The organism is Ascidiimonas aurantiaca (assembly GCF_037646345.1).
GTDB lineage: Bacteria > Bacteroidota > Bacteroidia > Flavobacteriales > Flavobacteriaceae > Ascidiimonas > Ascidiimonas aurantiaca.
Genome location: NZ_JBBEWR010000018.1, coordinates 1 through 13,301, shown reverse-complemented (window position 1 = coordinate 13,301; position 13,301 = coordinate 1). Strand labels below are relative to the sequence as shown.

Genomic DNA, 13,301 nt, shown 5'->3' with positions numbered 1-13,301 from the left:
AAACGTTTTCGTGTTTAAATTACTATTAAACCAACAGTTAAAAGTTGTACAGTCTTCTGTAGAATTATATATTTACAATTGTATGTACCACCGTATATGGCTGTTTATAAACTATTAGATGACTTTTATGAATCCACCTATTCTTTAATTGCTATTCACAGCTATTTAGAAGATTACAGGTTGGCTTATTTCCTGAATTTACACCTTAAAACCAGCTTTAAAAGGCTTTCCTACAATCTTGACTTTGAAAATAATTCTTCATTTTCTATTTATCAGTGGGAAGACCACTATGAAGAGACTACCTGGCACCTGGTAACCAATAAAAGCCGTACGGAAAAGCGTATCGCAAGTGAAGATGGCGGGCTTTTTGAAGAAAACACTGCTTCAGTAACCACTTTTTTAGTTCCTGAGTATAACAAAGCCGACTTCTTTTTGAAAGCCGATTACGATGATACGCATAAAAATTTAGAGAAAACACTACAGGGTATTCTCAGAATACCCCATATTACCACAGCGTACAGTATTGACCCAAACCAGCTAAAATCCAAAAATAATTTAATTTTTTAAGGAATGCCTAACAGAAAAAAGACGAAAATAGTAGCTACCCTCGGGCCGGCTACCAGTAAAAAGGAAATCCTGAAAAAAATGATTCAGGCAGGAGTGAATGTGTTTCGTATTAATTTTTCACATGCCGATTATGATTCCGTAAAAGAACGTATTCAAATGATACGGGAGCTAAGCGAAGAACTCGATTACCATACGGCTATCCTGGCAGACCTTCAGGGCCCGAAACTACGTGTGGGCGTCATGGCACATGAAGTTGTGGTTAATGAAGGTGATGAAATAACCTTTGTTACAGGAAAACCGTTTGAGGGTACTGCAGAGAAAGTGTATATGAATTACAAAGCTTTCCCCAAAGATGTAAACCCCGGGGAAAAGATATTGCTTGATGACGGAAAACTTATTTTTGAAGTAGTTACTACCGATAAAAAAACATCTGTCAGGGCCAGAGTAATACAGGGGGGGCCTTTAAAATCCAAAAAAGGCGTCAACCTGCCCAATACCAATGTTTCTTTACCCGCACTTACTGAAAAAGATGTGAAAGATGCCATTTTTGCCATTGAGCAAAAAGTGGACTGGATCGCGCTTTCCTTTGTAAGGAACAATGACGACCTGATTGATCTGAAGGAGCTTATTAAAAAGCATTCTGAGGTAAAAATACCCATAATTGCCAAAATTGAGAAGCCTGAAGCAGTTGAAAATATTGATAAGATCGTTGCCTATTGTGACGGGCTCATGGTAGCAAGAGGAGACCTGGGTGTGGAGGTTCCCGCGCAAGAAGTACCCCTTATTCAGAAACAATTAGTGCAACGTGCCAAAAAAGCCAGGATTCCGGTGATTATCGCCACACAAATGATGGAGACCATGATCACGAGCCTTACACCCACAAGAGCAGAGGTAAATGATGTGGCAAATTCAGTGATGGATGGGGCAGATGCCGTGATGTTGTCCGGCGAAACTTCCGTAGGGAGTTATCCGGTACAGGTTATTGAGAAAATGACAAGTATTATTAAAAGTGTAGAACATTCATCGCTTATAAAAGTTCCGCAGGAGCCCCCGCATATTCGTACCAAACGCTACATTACCAAATCGGTTTGTTACCACGCAGCACTTATGGCCAATGAAATAGAAGCACGTGCCATTTCTACCCTTACCAATAGTGGCTATACCGCGTTTCAAATATCAGCATGGCGGCCCCAGGCCCATATTCTGGTATTTACCTCTAACAAACGTATATTGGCGCAGTTAAGCCTGCTTTGGGGGGTGAAAGCATTTTATTACGATAAGTTTGTTAGTACCGACGAAACTATTGAAGACGTAAACAGAATAGCCTGCCAGAAAGGCTTTCTGGAAGTAGGTGATATGTTAATAAGCCTTGCGGCTATGCCTATCCAGGATAAGGGTATGGTAAATACATTACGGGTTACAGAGATAACAAGTTGTTACATATAATATAAATATTGCAGATACTGAGAATGCTACTCTTAGGCAAATTTAAGAATATGTGAAACTTAAAAATCGAACTTTAACTGAACATAGATACTTTCAGGCGGGCGCTCTTCCGCACTGTCTGTATTGAGGTTAGAGAGTGAAATGCCCAGGAGCCTTACCGAGTTTTGTAGTTTCTCCTGGTACAGTAATTCTCTGGCGCTGCTTAGAATGAGGCTTTTATCTGCTATAAAATAATTGAGTGTTTTGCTGCGCGTTTGTAAAGTAAAATCACTGTATTTTATTTTCAGGGTAACCGTTTTTCCGGCAATTTTGTTTTTTTTGAGTCGCTTGTCCAGCTCGTCTGCTATATGCTCCAGGCGTTCAAGCATAAATATTTCACTACTCAGGTTCTCACTAAAAGTACGTTCGGCACCTACAGACTTAGGTATGCGATCGGGCTTTACTTTACTATGGTGAATACCTCGTACCACCTGATAATAAAAACTACCATTTTTACCAAAAGCTTCTTCCAGAAATTCCAGTGATCTTGCTTTAAGGTCCCTGCCTGTAAAAATGCCCAGTTTATACATTTTTTCAGCAGTTACTTTCCCCACCCCGTAAAACTTCCTGATATCCAGCGCTTCCAGAAAAGAGACCACTTCTTCCGGATTGATGGTTTTTTGTCCGTTAGGTTTGTTGATATCACTCGCAATTTTAGCAATGAATTTATTGATCGATATCCCTGCAGAGGCAGTAAGCCCTATTTCATCATAAATGCGTTTTCTGATCTCCGTAGCTATGAGCGTGGCAGAAGGGTTTCCCTTTTTGTTTTGGGTAACATCCAAATACGCTTCATCAAGAGAAAGAGGTTCTACCAGATCTGTATATTCCAGAAAAATAGAGCGTATTTGCAACGAGATCTCTTTGTAACGGTCAAAGCGGTGTTTTACAAAAATAAGATGCGGACATTTTTTTTGTGCCACCACTCCGCTCATAGCACTTCGTACCCCATATTTTCGTGCTTCGTAACTCGCAGCAGCTACCACACCACGCTTGCCACCACCACCTACGGCAATAGGCTTACCCCTAAGCTCCGGTTGGTCCATTTGCTCTACCGATGCATAGAAAGCGTCCATATCTATATGAATGATCTTCCGCTCAGAAAGTTCATGTGCCATTTGGTAAAATTACTATATATTTAGGCAATAAATACCCTCTCATGTCTAAAACCGCTATTGTATTGGGAGCGACGGGACTAACCGGTAACTATCTGGTGGAAAATCTTTTACAGGATAACCGTTATGAAAAAGTAAAAGTATTTGTCCGGAGAAAAACAGAACACGAGCACCCCAAACTGGAAGAATATCTTTGTGATCTTTTAGATGTAAAAAGTTATCAAAAGCATTTTACAGGCAATGAAGTGCTTTGTTGTATTGGTACTACGGCAGCCAAAACCCCAGATAAAGAGCAATACAAAGCTATTGATTACGGGATTCCGGTACATACTGCGGCCTTATCTAAAACCAGGGGAATACGCACTTTTATAGTGGTCTCTGCTTTAGGGGCCAATACCCAAAGCCGTATATTTTATAATCGGCTTAAAGGAGAAATGGAAAAAGCCGTACTCGAAAAAGGGCCTGAGCGCATTTTTATACTTCAACCTTCACTTATAGAAGGAAAGAGAAATGAAAAGCGTATAGGAGAATGGATAGGGAAACAGCTTTTTAAAGCAGCTAATTTTTTATTAATGGGCCCTCTTAGAAAATACCGCTCCATTCACGCGCGTGATGTAGCGATCGCCATGATAAAGCTGGCAAACGGGACCCAGGCCCCGGGAATAATACCCTCTGATGGTATTTACAGAATTGCTAACTCAAAAAAATGAATATAAGAAAAACCCATCTCGCAGATTACCGTAACTATGATTGAAATTGAACGAAAGTTTTTAGTAACCACCACAAAGTATCGTGAAGAGGCCACTTTGGTACAACGTATTGTTCAGGGGTTTCTCAATACACACCCTGAACGTACCGTACGTGTACGTATAACAGGAGATACGGCCTATATTACCGTAAAAGGAAAGTCTAATACCTCAGGGATGAGCCGTTTTGAATGGGAAAAGGAAATACCTGTGGCAGAAGCAGAGTCTTTGCTATCGTTATGTGAAGAAGGGAAAATTGAGAAAACAAGATATAAAGTACCGTTGGGGACCTACTGGTATGAAGTTGATGAGTTTAAGGGGGCTAATGAAGGCTTGATACTGGCAGAAATAGAGTTGCCCTGTGAAGAAGCCGTATTTCCAACACCCGAATGGTTAGGGAATGAAGTAACCGGAGATATCAGGTATTACAATTCACAGTTAAGCAAACATCCATATACTACATGGAAATAAATAGATTATTATGAAAAAAGTAATACATCTTATTATCATTTTAGGGATCATAACCGGGTGTAACAGGCAGCCTGAAAAACAGGAACAGGCACCGGTTGCAGATACCGAGGTAAAAACAATGAACAGATCTGTTTCAGAAAAACCGGAAACATTTTCTTATCAGGAGGGCGATACTACGTATGTCATGCAAAAGTATTTTATGGTTTTTCTTAAGAAAGGGCCTAACCGTGATCAGGATTCAGTAACCGCAGCCAATATACAGATGCGCCATCAGGCATACCTGGAAGAACTCCATTTGGCAGGTAAAATAAGCATAGCAGGACCTTTTGAAGATGCGGGTACCATCTCAGGAATTGTGATCTATAATACACCTACATATGCCGAGGCAGATAGCCTTGCCAAAGAAGACCCTGCAGTAAAGGCAGGCCGCTTACTGGTGGAAACCCACCCCTGGTGGGCTGCTAAAGGGAGTAAGCTTAAATAGCTGTAAGTTACCGGTGTAATTAAGTAGTGCGTGCAGAGCCGGGTGCCCTGTATTTTATTTTACCGTAATGCTACGTTTTATTTCATTTCCAAGCATATCTACTACGGTAATGGTGTGTATGCCTTTTTCGGGTATGATGTTTAACTCGTGAAATTGCCGCGTTTGTCCTATAAGTTGTTGATCCAGATACCAAAATACAGTAGTATCGGGTGTGGAGTGTGCCACCTTAAGCACCAGCCCTCCGGTTTCTCCGTCAAAATCCTTTGCCAAGGTCACGATGCTATTTTCTTTGGGGTAAATAAAATCCATTATCTTCTCATTTTCATGAAAGCAGCCGGGTTTTAAAGGAGGTAAGGTAAGGTAATCTGCATGCCGGTTTTGATAGTAGTGTTCCATAAGTGGCGGCAAAACGAACCATACAGCAGGCACCATAGCATCTGCAGACTGGCAGGAGGTATTTACACGGTACTGTTTTTCAGGGTCAAGATGTATTACTTTATGGTACGGGCAGGTAGAGGCCCTTTTTCCTGCCCGGGGAGCCCAAATAGTTTTTTCAGGACAAATAGGAGATGGAAGGAGTCCGCTTTGGGCGCATACATCCAATTCCACTAATGCATCAAAGGGTTTTTCAAACCAGGGAGAAGCCGGTAAACCGTCAAAAACATCAAACATAACAGGAGCTGCTGCCTGCAGGCCTGTTACCTCGGGACGGCCCTCTCCGTCTGCATTGCCTACCCATACGCCTACTACGTACTTTGGGGTAACCCCTATGGCCCAGGCATCTCTGTTACCAAAGCTGGTACCTGTTTTCCAGGCAATTTCTTTAGAAGAATCAAAAAACTCCCAGAATTCATTGCCTTCCGGCCGGTTTACTGTTTTCATGGCCTCAAACATGAGGTAAAGGCTGCCGGCATCAAAAATGTTCTTTTCAGCAGAAGCAGCTCCAAAATCAGGAAGCTGTTCTGAGATAAAAGTAGGTTCGGTAAACTCATTTTTAAAATACTGCGATGAGTTTTGTGTGTAGTGGTTTACTGTAGAGGCCATAGCTGCGTAGGTTTTACAAAGGTCCCACAAGTTACTTTCGGCCCCACCCAGAATTAGGGAGAGTCCGTAGTGATTGGCAGGCCGGGTAAGGTGTTCTAGCTTAAAATAGGTTAATTGGTCGCGAAAGCGTTGCAACCCGTAGCGCTGCAAAAGGCGTACCGCCGGAACGTTTAGCGATCTGGCAAGGGCCTTTGCGGAACTCACGGCACCATCGTATTGTTCGCTAAAGTTTTTAGGCTGGTACCCGTCAATATTTACAGGGACATCGGCTACCAACTGTTCTGGGAGCAGTTCTCCCGTATCGAGCATAGCGGCATATAAAAACGGTTTTAACAGGCTTCCGGTACTGCGCGGGGCCCGTATGAGATTTACATCTTTTTCGTGGGCCTTGTCGGTTGGTGTGTTGCCCACATAGGCACGTACTTTTCGGGTGGGTACCTCAAGTACCAGAACTGCTGCATTGTACACACCGTTTCCCTGAAGGGTTTCATAGTGCTTTTTCACAATCTGGTTAATTCGGTTTTGTAAAGAGAGATCAATGGTGGTTTTTATACGGGTGCCGGGCCGGTTAGCTTTTAGGTGCTGAATAAAATGAGGTGCGGGCTGTGGCAGGGAAAATGGTTTTTGAGGCACTTTTTCCTGCAGGGCAAGGCTATAGGTAAGTGAGTCTATTTCCTGTCTTTCATAGAGTTTTTGTAAAAGCCGGTTGCGTTTGTGAAGGAGCAATTGTTGATTTTTTCCGGGATAAATGAGTGAAGGGGCATTGGGTAATACGGCCAGAGTAGCACTTTGGGCCCAGGAAAGCTGATCAGCTGGTACCCCGAAATACCGCCAGGAAGCCATATCAAGGCCCACTACATTCCCACCAAAAGGAGCATGGGTGGCATATAAGGTGAGAATATCATCCTTAGAGTATCGCAGTTCGAGTCGCGTGGCCAGTACCAGCTCTTTTAGTTTTTCCCAGTAGGTACGTTTTTTCCCTTTTCGGGACAAACGTATCACCTGCTGGGTAAGGGTGCTACCCCCCCGAATGGTTTTTCCAGCCTTTATATTTGTGAGTAACGAATTAACAATAGAAACAGGGTTAAAACCGGGATGCCGGTAAAAATACCGGTCTTCAAAATGTACAATACAGGTGGTGAATTTTTCAGGGAGGTGCTCAGGTGCGGGAAACCGCCATTGTCCGTCATCAGCTATCAATGCGCCCACCAGTACTCCTTCCTGTGTTTCTGCAACCGTAGCGGCAGGATCGTTAAACAGGGTTTTTGGAAGGCAGAAATAATAGGCCACAAGAAGCATCAGGAGTATGGTACCCCAGAAGTACAAACGTTTTTTATGTCTAAAAAAAGTATTCAAACAGCATTGTGCTTACCTATGGGAAAGTATAATTTTTTTACGTAAACAGAAAACTATTCAGGGCAAAGTATGCCTTCACTTTCCATTACGGGCAGTGAAGCACAGGCTTTTTGGGAAATAGTGTTTTTTGCAAATACAAAACGCTTTTCGTAGAGTTTATTATCGGCAAAAAAAGTGAGGTAAAATTCATTGTTCAATGCAAGAACTTCTTCCTGAAGAAGTTCTATTTTCACAAAACTTTTTGCGGCTACCGTACCCAGGCCATGCCGCATTACCGAGGTTTTTACGGTACCGTCATACCCCTTACTTACCACAATGGTCATTTCAATAGCGGTTTTACGGTTATTAATGAGATAAGCGTTCCATTCACGGGCAAGGAAATCTTTGTTCCATTCGTAAACCACCGCTACGTGTACATCCTTTACTATCGGTATTTCAATATCCTTTCTCAATAAAAAATAGAAAAACAGGGTTTACAAAACCGATCTAAACTGTTCCAGAAAACGTACATCGTTCTCACTTAGCATGCGTATATCGGGTATTTGATAGAGCAAAAGGGTAATACGGTCTATGCCCATACCAAAAGCAAAACCTGAGTATTCTTTAGAGTCGATACCGCAGTTTTCCAGCACGTTGGGATCAACCATACCGCAGCCCATAATTTCAAGCCAGCCGGTACCTTTGGTAATGCGATAATCGGTTTCGGTTTCAAGCCCCCAGTACACATCTACTTCGGCACTGGGCTCGGTGAAGGGAAAATACGAAGGGCGTAAACGTATTTTAGACTTACCGAACATTTCTGTGGTGAAGTATTGCAGGGTTTGTTTAAGGTCTGCAAAAGAAACGCCTTTGTCTATGTACAGGCCTTCTACCTGATGAAAAAAACAATGGGATCGGGCAGATATGGCTTCGTTTCGATATACTCTTCCCGGAGAAATGGTACGTATGGGTGGGGTATTGTTTTCCATATACCGTATCTGCACTGTTGAGGTGTGGGTACGAAGAAGGATATCCGGATCGGTCTGTATAAAAAAAGTGTCCTGCATATCACGTGCCGGATGGTACTCGGGAAGATTAAGCGCCGTAAAGTTATGCCAGTCATCTTCTATTTCGGGTCCTTCAGATATGTTGAAACCAATACGTGAAAATATTTCGGTAATACGGTTTTTTACAATAGAAATAGGATGCCGTGCTCCCAGCGGCAAAGGGTCTCCGGGCCGTGTAAGATCGCCGTATTTTCCCTGTTCTTCGGTCTGGTTCTCGAGAGCTTCCTTAAGGTGGTTTACCTTTTGGGTAGCCGTGTTTTTTAAGAGATTGATCGTTTGTCCGAATTCCTTTTTCTGGTCTGCAGCTACATTTTTAAATTCGGCAAAAAACGCATTCAGCAATCCGTTTTTCCCCAGATATTTAATGCGAAAAGCTTCAATCTCCTCCAGGGTCTGTGCAGAGAACTTTTCTACCTCCTCAATATGCTCCTTAATCTTGTCTATCATCAGGTCAAAATTTGAAGGGCAAATTTAAACAATTATCAGTTTATAGAGTGCTTATGTACGGGTAATTATGCGTGGTCCCTGCGCATCGTAATAAATAAAACTTATGAGAAAATGTACGGCGATCCCCCCAAAGAAATGCCAAAGCCAGTGTGTACCCATATAAAACAGAGAGGGATTGGCTATGAGATCAATACTTCTAAAAAAAATAGCAAGTGAAAAAGCGCATACGGCCAGTACCATATAGCGACTGTTTTTAAAATGTACTTTTTTTAAATGCACTACTATAGGAAGTACAATAGCAATAGCGGTAAAACTATACCCGACAGCACTTTTTAAATTTGGTTCTAAAGTAAGGGTTCTTAAAAGCGCCCATACTATAACCGGAATGATGGCCATAATTATCAAAACTATTCTCGGGAGTTTTAGTTTGCTTAAAAAGTAAATAGAAGCAGCCATACACAAAAGCATAATAGGAACCCAGTCCATAAGCAGCCATACTTCATGGTTTCGTGTGCCATGATAGAGAGTTCCGCCTATAAAACCTATGAACAGTACCGGCATAGCTACTTTTAAGAACAGTTGTTTTTGCGGTTGCCGGTAAATGCGCCGGGACCAGTAAATAAGGATAAAGAGAAATATTAAATTACTAAAAGTATTCCACGGTTCTACCGGGAAATCTCCGGGTAGTGTTTCGCGGTATATGGGGCCACTATCGTTTGGGAACACGGGTTAACAAATGTATTCTTTTTCAAGAAAGTATTGTACAATAGCCTCTTTCATTAAAACAGACTGTTCACCGGCTTTGAGGGGAGGGAGCGACTCTTTAAGCGTATAATGGGGCCAACCGTCTTCATCAAAAAAATCAAATTCATAGTACCCGTAGGGTTCCAGAAGCCGGCATATGGCAATATGCATAAGGTTTACTTTTTCGTCTTTCTTAAAATTGCGGTGCAGTTGCCCGAGTTCCTGTACACCAATAAGGTAAATAATGGCATCCAGATCTAGCGGATCTCCGTCTGCAAACTGGTCTGATAGCTTTTTTACCAGTTCTGTCCAGCGCTCTTTCAGTTTTTCATCTCTGGCCATAGCATTTTTTAAAAGGCAAAGATACAAAGCTTTAAAGTTGCAAAGGTATTACCCACAAAGTTTTATATTTGTCAAAATGAAGAAATGAATTTCTTTGATCTCATTTTGGGCGGACTCATTTTATACGGGGCCGCTCGCGGATTCATTAAAGGCTTCTTTGTAGAAGTAACCTCCCTGCTGGCACTTATTCTGGGTATTTACGGAGCCATTCACTTTTCCTATATCGCAGGCGGGTATCTGGAACAGAAAGTAGCCTGGGACGAAAAATACATTCAACTCGCATCATTTGCCATAACTTTTATAATCATAGTACTGGCCATAGGCTATGCCGGTAAACTGCTTACCAAAGTAGCAGATTTTGCTGCACTGGGCATACTGAACCGTTTACTGGGGGGTGTTTTTGGCGCACTCAAAATAGCGGTTATTCTGGGGGCGGTACTGGTTTTTTTTGACCGTACTCAAAATACATTCGGATTTGCAGATGAAGATACCATACAGAATTCAGTATTGTACAGGCCCGTAGTAAAGCTGGGAGCGGGTGTTTTTGCCTGGGTTTTGCAGGAAAGTGCAGAATATACACCTAAAGAGTAAAGAAGTAAAGGGGGAACAGAGAAGTATAAAGAATCAATATTTTCGTTTTCGAATATTTTTACGGGAAATGCGAACCAGGCCCAGGATCTCATTCCGGTTTTCTTCCTGAGTTTCCTGCCAGGCTTTACGCTCTTCATATACCTCAAAAAGAGCTCTTTCAATATAAGCATTCTCATAACGCCCGTTCAGTACATGGCTTATCATCTTGTCACTGTACGGTTTGCCCAGGCGGCTCGTGATGCCTCTGCGGTTCAGTTTTTCCTGAACGTCCTGTACATAAACACCTTTCAGGTATTTCTTTAAAAGATTTCGTTGTTCATCAGTTATCATAAGAGTAAATCATTAGTTTCAAAACTTTTAAATTCTTAAATTGCGAGTAGTTTAGCAGTATGTATTCTGACCTCTATACCTTACTTACATAAAAAACCTGCCTCCGTTTAATGTATATAGATGCATGTTGTATAAAGAGGCAGGCTTATGGAAAATGGTAAAAAGTATAAGTGAAGGGTAGAATATTCATAAATACAAAAATTATGTATCAAAAATACAGCAAAATCTCACTTTTACAAAAAAATTATGGCTGTATTATATAATTAACTAGTAAAAGTATATAAAATTCTATAAATCCGGACTGTGAACCATACCATTGCAGAAAATATAAAATACCTGAGAAAATTACATCGCCTGTCACAATTGGAGTTTGGGAGCCTTATGGAAGTAACTCAGGCAACCCAGAGCAGTTATGAAAGAGAAAAGGCGGTACCTCCGGTAGAGTATCTAAGCCAGCTTTGTAATACCTATGAGATATGTCTGGATAATCTGGTTAACCGGCCTTTATGGAAAATAGACCGTAAAGAATGGAGCGTATTGGAAACTTCTCAAGTAGAAGAGGCCCTTACCGATGTAAACTCTTTTAAAGCCATACTGGCAGAGAAAGAGCGGCGCATTACACACCTGGAAAATACCAATAAATTGTTACATAACCTTTTGGAGGGTGCAGACCCATCAGTAAAGGTAAATGACCTTGAACTCAAAGTAAGCGAACTGGAGCACAGCATAGAGATAATGCTTCAGGCTCTGGCGCGCGCCAAACTCTTAAAAAATATAGAGGGGCTGGAAGGGCATATCAGAAACATAGAACAAAAAAAGCTCGATCGTAAAGAGTGACTTCAGGAAAGCATCCATTTAGCCAGTAACCGGGCATTTAGCTCATGTACTTCTTTACGATTTTCTTCTTCTTCCAGTTTCCGGTATTCTTCATAGATCACCTCCAGCAGCTTACGGGCTTCCCGGTGATTAATGTGCCCTGTGCGCAACTGCTCTCTTACATTTGTGACAAATGCATTTAACTCTTCGTATTTGTTACCAAACCCATTCATGACCTTTTATTTAAATCAATAGAGAGATCCAATGCTTTTTCAAGGAAATGTATCCTGGCATGCTTGGCTCTGTCTATTTTTTGAAAAACATTGTTTATAAAAATTACCAATAAAACAAAAGCAACTACACATCCTGTAGCATAGATATGAGTAAAAACATTGTCAAATCTGAGTTCTGGCCGGAAGATCCAGTAAAGCTGGATAGAGTAGAAATACACCGGTACCGAATACGATATCTTATACGGTTTCATCATGGCTCCCAGCGCCATTAAAATGGGGGTTAAGGTCTGGCACAGAGACCATATAAAGGTAGAAGTATCACTAAAACCAAAAGTATTGGCAAGCTCAAGGGTGATCAACTTATCCGATATGGGTACCAAACCGGATAAGGCGATCAACAGAGATGCAAAAATTCTAGTTCCCGCCCTGGCTTCCGGGCTTTCTAATTTTTGTTCTATCCACTGCAACGCGGACCATTTTTTCATCTTCATAAAGTGATGCGGTTTCCTGATCTTTTTCATTTTGCGATGTACAGGCAGTTATGGCAATCATTAGGGCGCTTACAGCTAAAATTGCTTTTTTCATAGTTTGGGTATTTTAAAATTACCCCTTAAAGGTATCAGAATACTCAAAACCATAAAAACAACTTTCGTGTTTTTCAGGAGAAAATATCAACAAAATAGCTGTAATTCAACCTCCAAAATACGTAAAAAAGAAATGCATAAATAAGAAAAATAGTAGCAAAATCTATAATTTGTGGTTACCCCATATGTTTTTTATGGCTAAGCAAGAAAGAGACTGTTTTTTATTAGAAAACAAGCCTTTTTTCATTACGGCAATCGGCATCAGGCAGTACCCAGACAGGGTTAAAAAAAGACAAAGACAATTGCGCAGAGAATACATTTTTTTTACGCTTTAAAAACCTTTGAAAATCAGACAGATGAAGTAAAAATCTATTTAATTTATAGTAATTATCTTATGTTTGGGTAAGTTAATTTTTAACTGATTGAAGCTTAGCGCCTTCTTTTTTATATATTGCACCTGCTTTGCATCCGGATACAAGCATTCATTAACCATAAAAAATTAAAAGAATGCATACTAAATTCCTAATCCGTTTATTAGGGCTTTGGGTAGCCGTATTACTGTTTTCCCAATGCCAGCAAGATACCTTATTGACCGAAACCCCGGAAACTTCCCAGCCTGCCGCCGGCCTTCCGGGGCTGGAAGTACAGCAGTTTATCTTTGATAATTTACCCGAAAAAGAAGCCGTAACCCTTGCCCTTTCTACCTTTAAAAAGAGCCCTACGGCCAGAGATACCACTTCGTTTACCGTTTTAACAGACCAGGTTACCTATCTGTCGGTGGGCGACCGTTACCACTCCTATACCTTTCAGGTACTGCGAGAGGGTAGCAGCGGGGCCCTTGAAAACCTTCTGGTAAGTCTGCAGGCAGACGGCACCTACAAAAGCTTTTTAATAACGTAT

The 13,301-nt window shown here is 41.4% G+C and carries 18 protein-coding genes; 8 read left to right on the top strand and 10 right to left on the bottom strand.

Features of this window, described 5'->3' with window-relative positions; genetic code table 11:
- Nucleotides 1-96 precede the first annotated feature (96 nt).
- Both WAO84_RS15905 and pyk read left to right on the top strand, forming a co-directional pair.
- Complete coding sequence (locus WAO84_RS15905; protein WP_340067055.1) at nucleotides 97-567, top strand: IPExxxVDY family protein; 471 nt, start codon at nucleotides 97-99, stop codon at nucleotides 565-567.
- Between the two features lie 3 nt (nucleotides 568-570).
- Entirely contained in the window at nucleotides 571-2,013 is a 1,443-nt protein-coding gene (gene pyk / locus WAO84_RS15900) for a pyruvate kinase (RefSeq protein WP_340067054.1), read from the top strand.
- A gap of 59 nt (nucleotides 2,014-2,072) precedes the next feature.
- Here pyk and dinB read toward each other — a convergent pair whose 3' ends face one another.
- Nucleotides 2,073-3,170: a DNA polymerase IV gene (dinB, locus tag WAO84_RS15895; RefSeq protein ID WP_340067053.1), complete on the bottom strand. Its 1,098-nt coding sequence runs from the start codon at nucleotides 3,168-3,170 to the stop codon at nucleotides 2,073-2,075.
- Nucleotides 3,171-3,211: 41 nt separating this feature from the next.
- On the opposite strand from dinB, the gene WAO84_RS15890 reads away from it, so the two are divergent.
- From WAO84_RS15890 to WAO84_RS15880, 3 genes are read left to right on the top strand one after another with little or no spacing between them, the layout of a single operon-like run.
- Nucleotides 3,212-3,877 carry an NAD(P)H-binding protein gene (locus WAO84_RS15890; protein WP_340067052.1) on the top strand — a complete coding sequence of 222 codons (666 nt, stop codon included), beginning with the start codon at nucleotides 3,212-3,214 and terminating at the stop codon, nucleotides 3,875-3,877.
- A 36-nt stretch (nucleotides 3,878-3,913) separates the two neighbouring features.
- The gene (locus tag WAO84_RS15885; RefSeq protein WP_340067050.1) at nucleotides 3,914-4,384 is read left to right on the top strand and encodes a CYTH domain-containing protein; all 471 of its coding nucleotides are present in this window, start codon (nucleotides 3,914-3,916) and stop codon (nucleotides 4,382-4,384) included.
- Between the two features lie 10 nt (nucleotides 4,385-4,394).
- Nucleotides 4,395-4,868: a YciI family protein gene (locus WAO84_RS15880; RefSeq protein WP_340067049.1), complete on the top strand. Its 474-nt coding sequence runs from the start codon at nucleotides 4,395-4,397 to the stop codon at nucleotides 4,866-4,868.
- 54 nt (nucleotides 4,869-4,922) lie between these two features.
- Here WAO84_RS15880 and pbpC read toward each other — a convergent pair whose 3' ends face one another.
- From pbpC to WAO84_RS15855, 5 genes are all read right to left on the bottom strand, one after another.
- Entirely contained in the window at nucleotides 4,923-7,211 is a 2,289-nt protein-coding gene (pbpC, locus tag WAO84_RS15875) for a penicillin-binding protein 1C (protein ID WP_422614495.1), read from the bottom strand.
- 110 nt (nucleotides 7,212-7,321) lie between these two features.
- On the bottom strand, nucleotides 7,322-7,720 hold the full coding sequence (locus WAO84_RS15870) for a hypothetical protein (protein WP_340067045.1): 399 nt from the start codon (nucleotides 7,718-7,720) through the stop codon (nucleotides 7,322-7,324).
- A gap of 21 nt (nucleotides 7,721-7,741) precedes the next feature.
- Nucleotides 7,742-8,761 (bottom strand): phenylalanine--tRNA ligase subunit alpha, encoded by a 1,020-nt coding sequence (pheS, locus tag WAO84_RS15865; RefSeq protein WP_340067044.1) that lies wholly within the window; start codon nucleotides 8,759-8,761, stop codon nucleotides 7,742-7,744.
- Nucleotides 8,762-8,812: 51 nt separating this feature from the next.
- The gene (locus WAO84_RS15860; RefSeq protein WP_340067043.1) at nucleotides 8,813-9,487 is read right to left on the bottom strand and encodes a ceramidase domain-containing protein; all 675 of its coding nucleotides are present in this window, start codon (nucleotides 9,485-9,487) and stop codon (nucleotides 8,813-8,815) included.
- A 3-nt stretch (nucleotides 9,488-9,490) separates the two neighbouring features.
- Entirely contained in the window at nucleotides 9,491-9,847 is a 357-nt protein-coding gene (locus WAO84_RS15855) for a hypothetical protein (RefSeq protein WP_340067042.1), read from the bottom strand.
- A gap of 84 nt (nucleotides 9,848-9,931) precedes the next feature.
- Between WAO84_RS15855 and WAO84_RS15850 the strand changes: the two genes are divergently transcribed.
- The gene (locus WAO84_RS15850) at nucleotides 9,932-10,438 is read left to right on the top strand and encodes a CvpA family protein (protein ID WP_340067040.1); all 507 of its coding nucleotides are present in this window, start codon (nucleotides 9,932-9,934) and stop codon (nucleotides 10,436-10,438) included.
- A 33-nt stretch (nucleotides 10,439-10,471) separates the two neighbouring features.
- On the opposite strand, the gene WAO84_RS15845 is transcribed toward WAO84_RS15850, so the two are convergent.
- The gene (locus tag WAO84_RS15845; RefSeq protein WP_340067039.1) at nucleotides 10,472-10,768 is read right to left on the bottom strand and encodes a hypothetical protein; all 297 of its coding nucleotides are present in this window, start codon (nucleotides 10,766-10,768) and stop codon (nucleotides 10,472-10,474) included.
- Nucleotides 10,769-11,071: 303 nt separating this feature from the next.
- On the opposite strand from WAO84_RS15845, the gene WAO84_RS15840 reads away from it, so the two are divergent.
- Complete coding sequence (locus tag WAO84_RS15840; RefSeq protein ID WP_340067038.1) at nucleotides 11,072-11,605, top strand: helix-turn-helix transcriptional regulator; 534 nt, start codon at nucleotides 11,072-11,074, stop codon at nucleotides 11,603-11,605.
- 2 nt (nucleotides 11,606-11,607) lie between these two features.
- Here the strand turns inward: WAO84_RS15840 and WAO84_RS15835 are convergent, their stop codons facing one another.
- The 3 genes from WAO84_RS15835 to WAO84_RS15825 are packed head-to-tail and all read right to left on the bottom strand — an operon-like array spanning nucleotide 11,608 to nucleotide 12,402.
- Nucleotides 11,608-11,817, bottom strand: a complete 210-nt coding sequence (locus WAO84_RS15835) for a hypothetical protein (protein ID WP_340067036.1) — start codon at nucleotides 11,815-11,817, stop codon at nucleotides 11,608-11,610.
- On the bottom strand, nucleotides 11,814-12,284 hold the full coding sequence (locus WAO84_RS15830) for a hypothetical protein (protein WP_340067035.1): 471 nt from the start codon (nucleotides 12,282-12,284) through the stop codon (nucleotides 11,814-11,816). The genes WAO84_RS15835 and WAO84_RS15830 overlap by 4 nt, the downstream gene beginning before the upstream one ends.
- Nucleotides 12,232-12,402 carry a hypothetical protein gene (locus WAO84_RS15825; RefSeq protein ID WP_340067034.1) on the bottom strand — a complete coding sequence of 57 codons (171 nt, stop codon included), beginning with the start codon at nucleotides 12,400-12,402 and terminating at the stop codon, nucleotides 12,232-12,234. Before WAO84_RS15825 ends, WAO84_RS15830 begins: the two co-directional genes overlap by 53 nt.
- Before the next feature lie 506 nt (nucleotides 12,403-12,908).
- Here WAO84_RS15825 and WAO84_RS15820 point away from each other — a divergent pair.
- Nucleotides 12,909-13,301, top strand: a 393-nt coding sequence (locus WAO84_RS15820; RefSeq protein ID WP_340067033.1) for a hypothetical protein, incomplete at its 3' end; no start/stop codon positions are given.

Coding starts and splice junctions, on each gene's coding strand:
- WAO84_RS15905 (WP_340067055.1), top strand. CDS start 97: ATGGCTGTTTATAAACTATTAGATGACTTTTATGAATCCACCTATTCT.
- pyk (WP_340067054.1), top strand. CDS start 571: ATGCCTAACAGAAAAAAGACGAAAATAGTAGCTACCCTCGGGCCGGCT.
- dinB (WP_340067053.1), bottom strand. CDS start 3,170: ATGGCACATGAACTTTCTGAGCGGAAGATCATTCATATAGATATGGAC.
- WAO84_RS15890 (WP_340067052.1), top strand. CDS start 3,212: ATGTCTAAAACCGCTATTGTATTGGGAGCGACGGGACTAACCGGTAAC.
- WAO84_RS15885 (WP_340067050.1), top strand. CDS start 3,914: ATGATTGAAATTGAACGAAAGTTTTTAGTAACCACCACAAAGTATCGT.
- WAO84_RS15880 (WP_340067049.1), top strand. CDS start 4,395: ATGAAAAAAGTAATACATCTTATTATCATTTTAGGGATCATAACCGGG.
- pbpC (WP_422614495.1), bottom strand. CDS start 7,211: ATGCTTCTTGTGGCCTATTATTTCTGCCTTCCAAAAACCCTGTTTAAC.
- pheS (WP_340067044.1), bottom strand. CDS start 8,761: ATGATAGACAAGATTAAGGAGCATATTGAGGAGGTAGAAAAGTTCTCT.
- WAO84_RS15855 (WP_340067042.1), bottom strand. CDS start 9,847: ATGGCCAGAGATGAAAAACTGAAAGAGCGCTGGACAGAACTGGTAAAA.
- WAO84_RS15850 (WP_340067040.1), top strand. CDS start 9,932: ATGAATTTCTTTGATCTCATTTTGGGCGGACTCATTTTATACGGGGCC.
- WAO84_RS15845 (WP_340067039.1), bottom strand. CDS start 10,768: ATGATAACTGATGAACAACGAAATCTTTTAAAGAAATACCTGAAAGGT.
- WAO84_RS15835 (WP_340067036.1), bottom strand. CDS start 11,817: ATGAATGGGTTTGGTAACAAATACGAAGAGTTAAATGCATTTGTCACA.
- WAO84_RS15825 (WP_340067034.1), bottom strand. CDS start 12,402: ATGAAAAAAGCAATTTTAGCTGTAAGCGCCCTAATGATTGCCATAACT.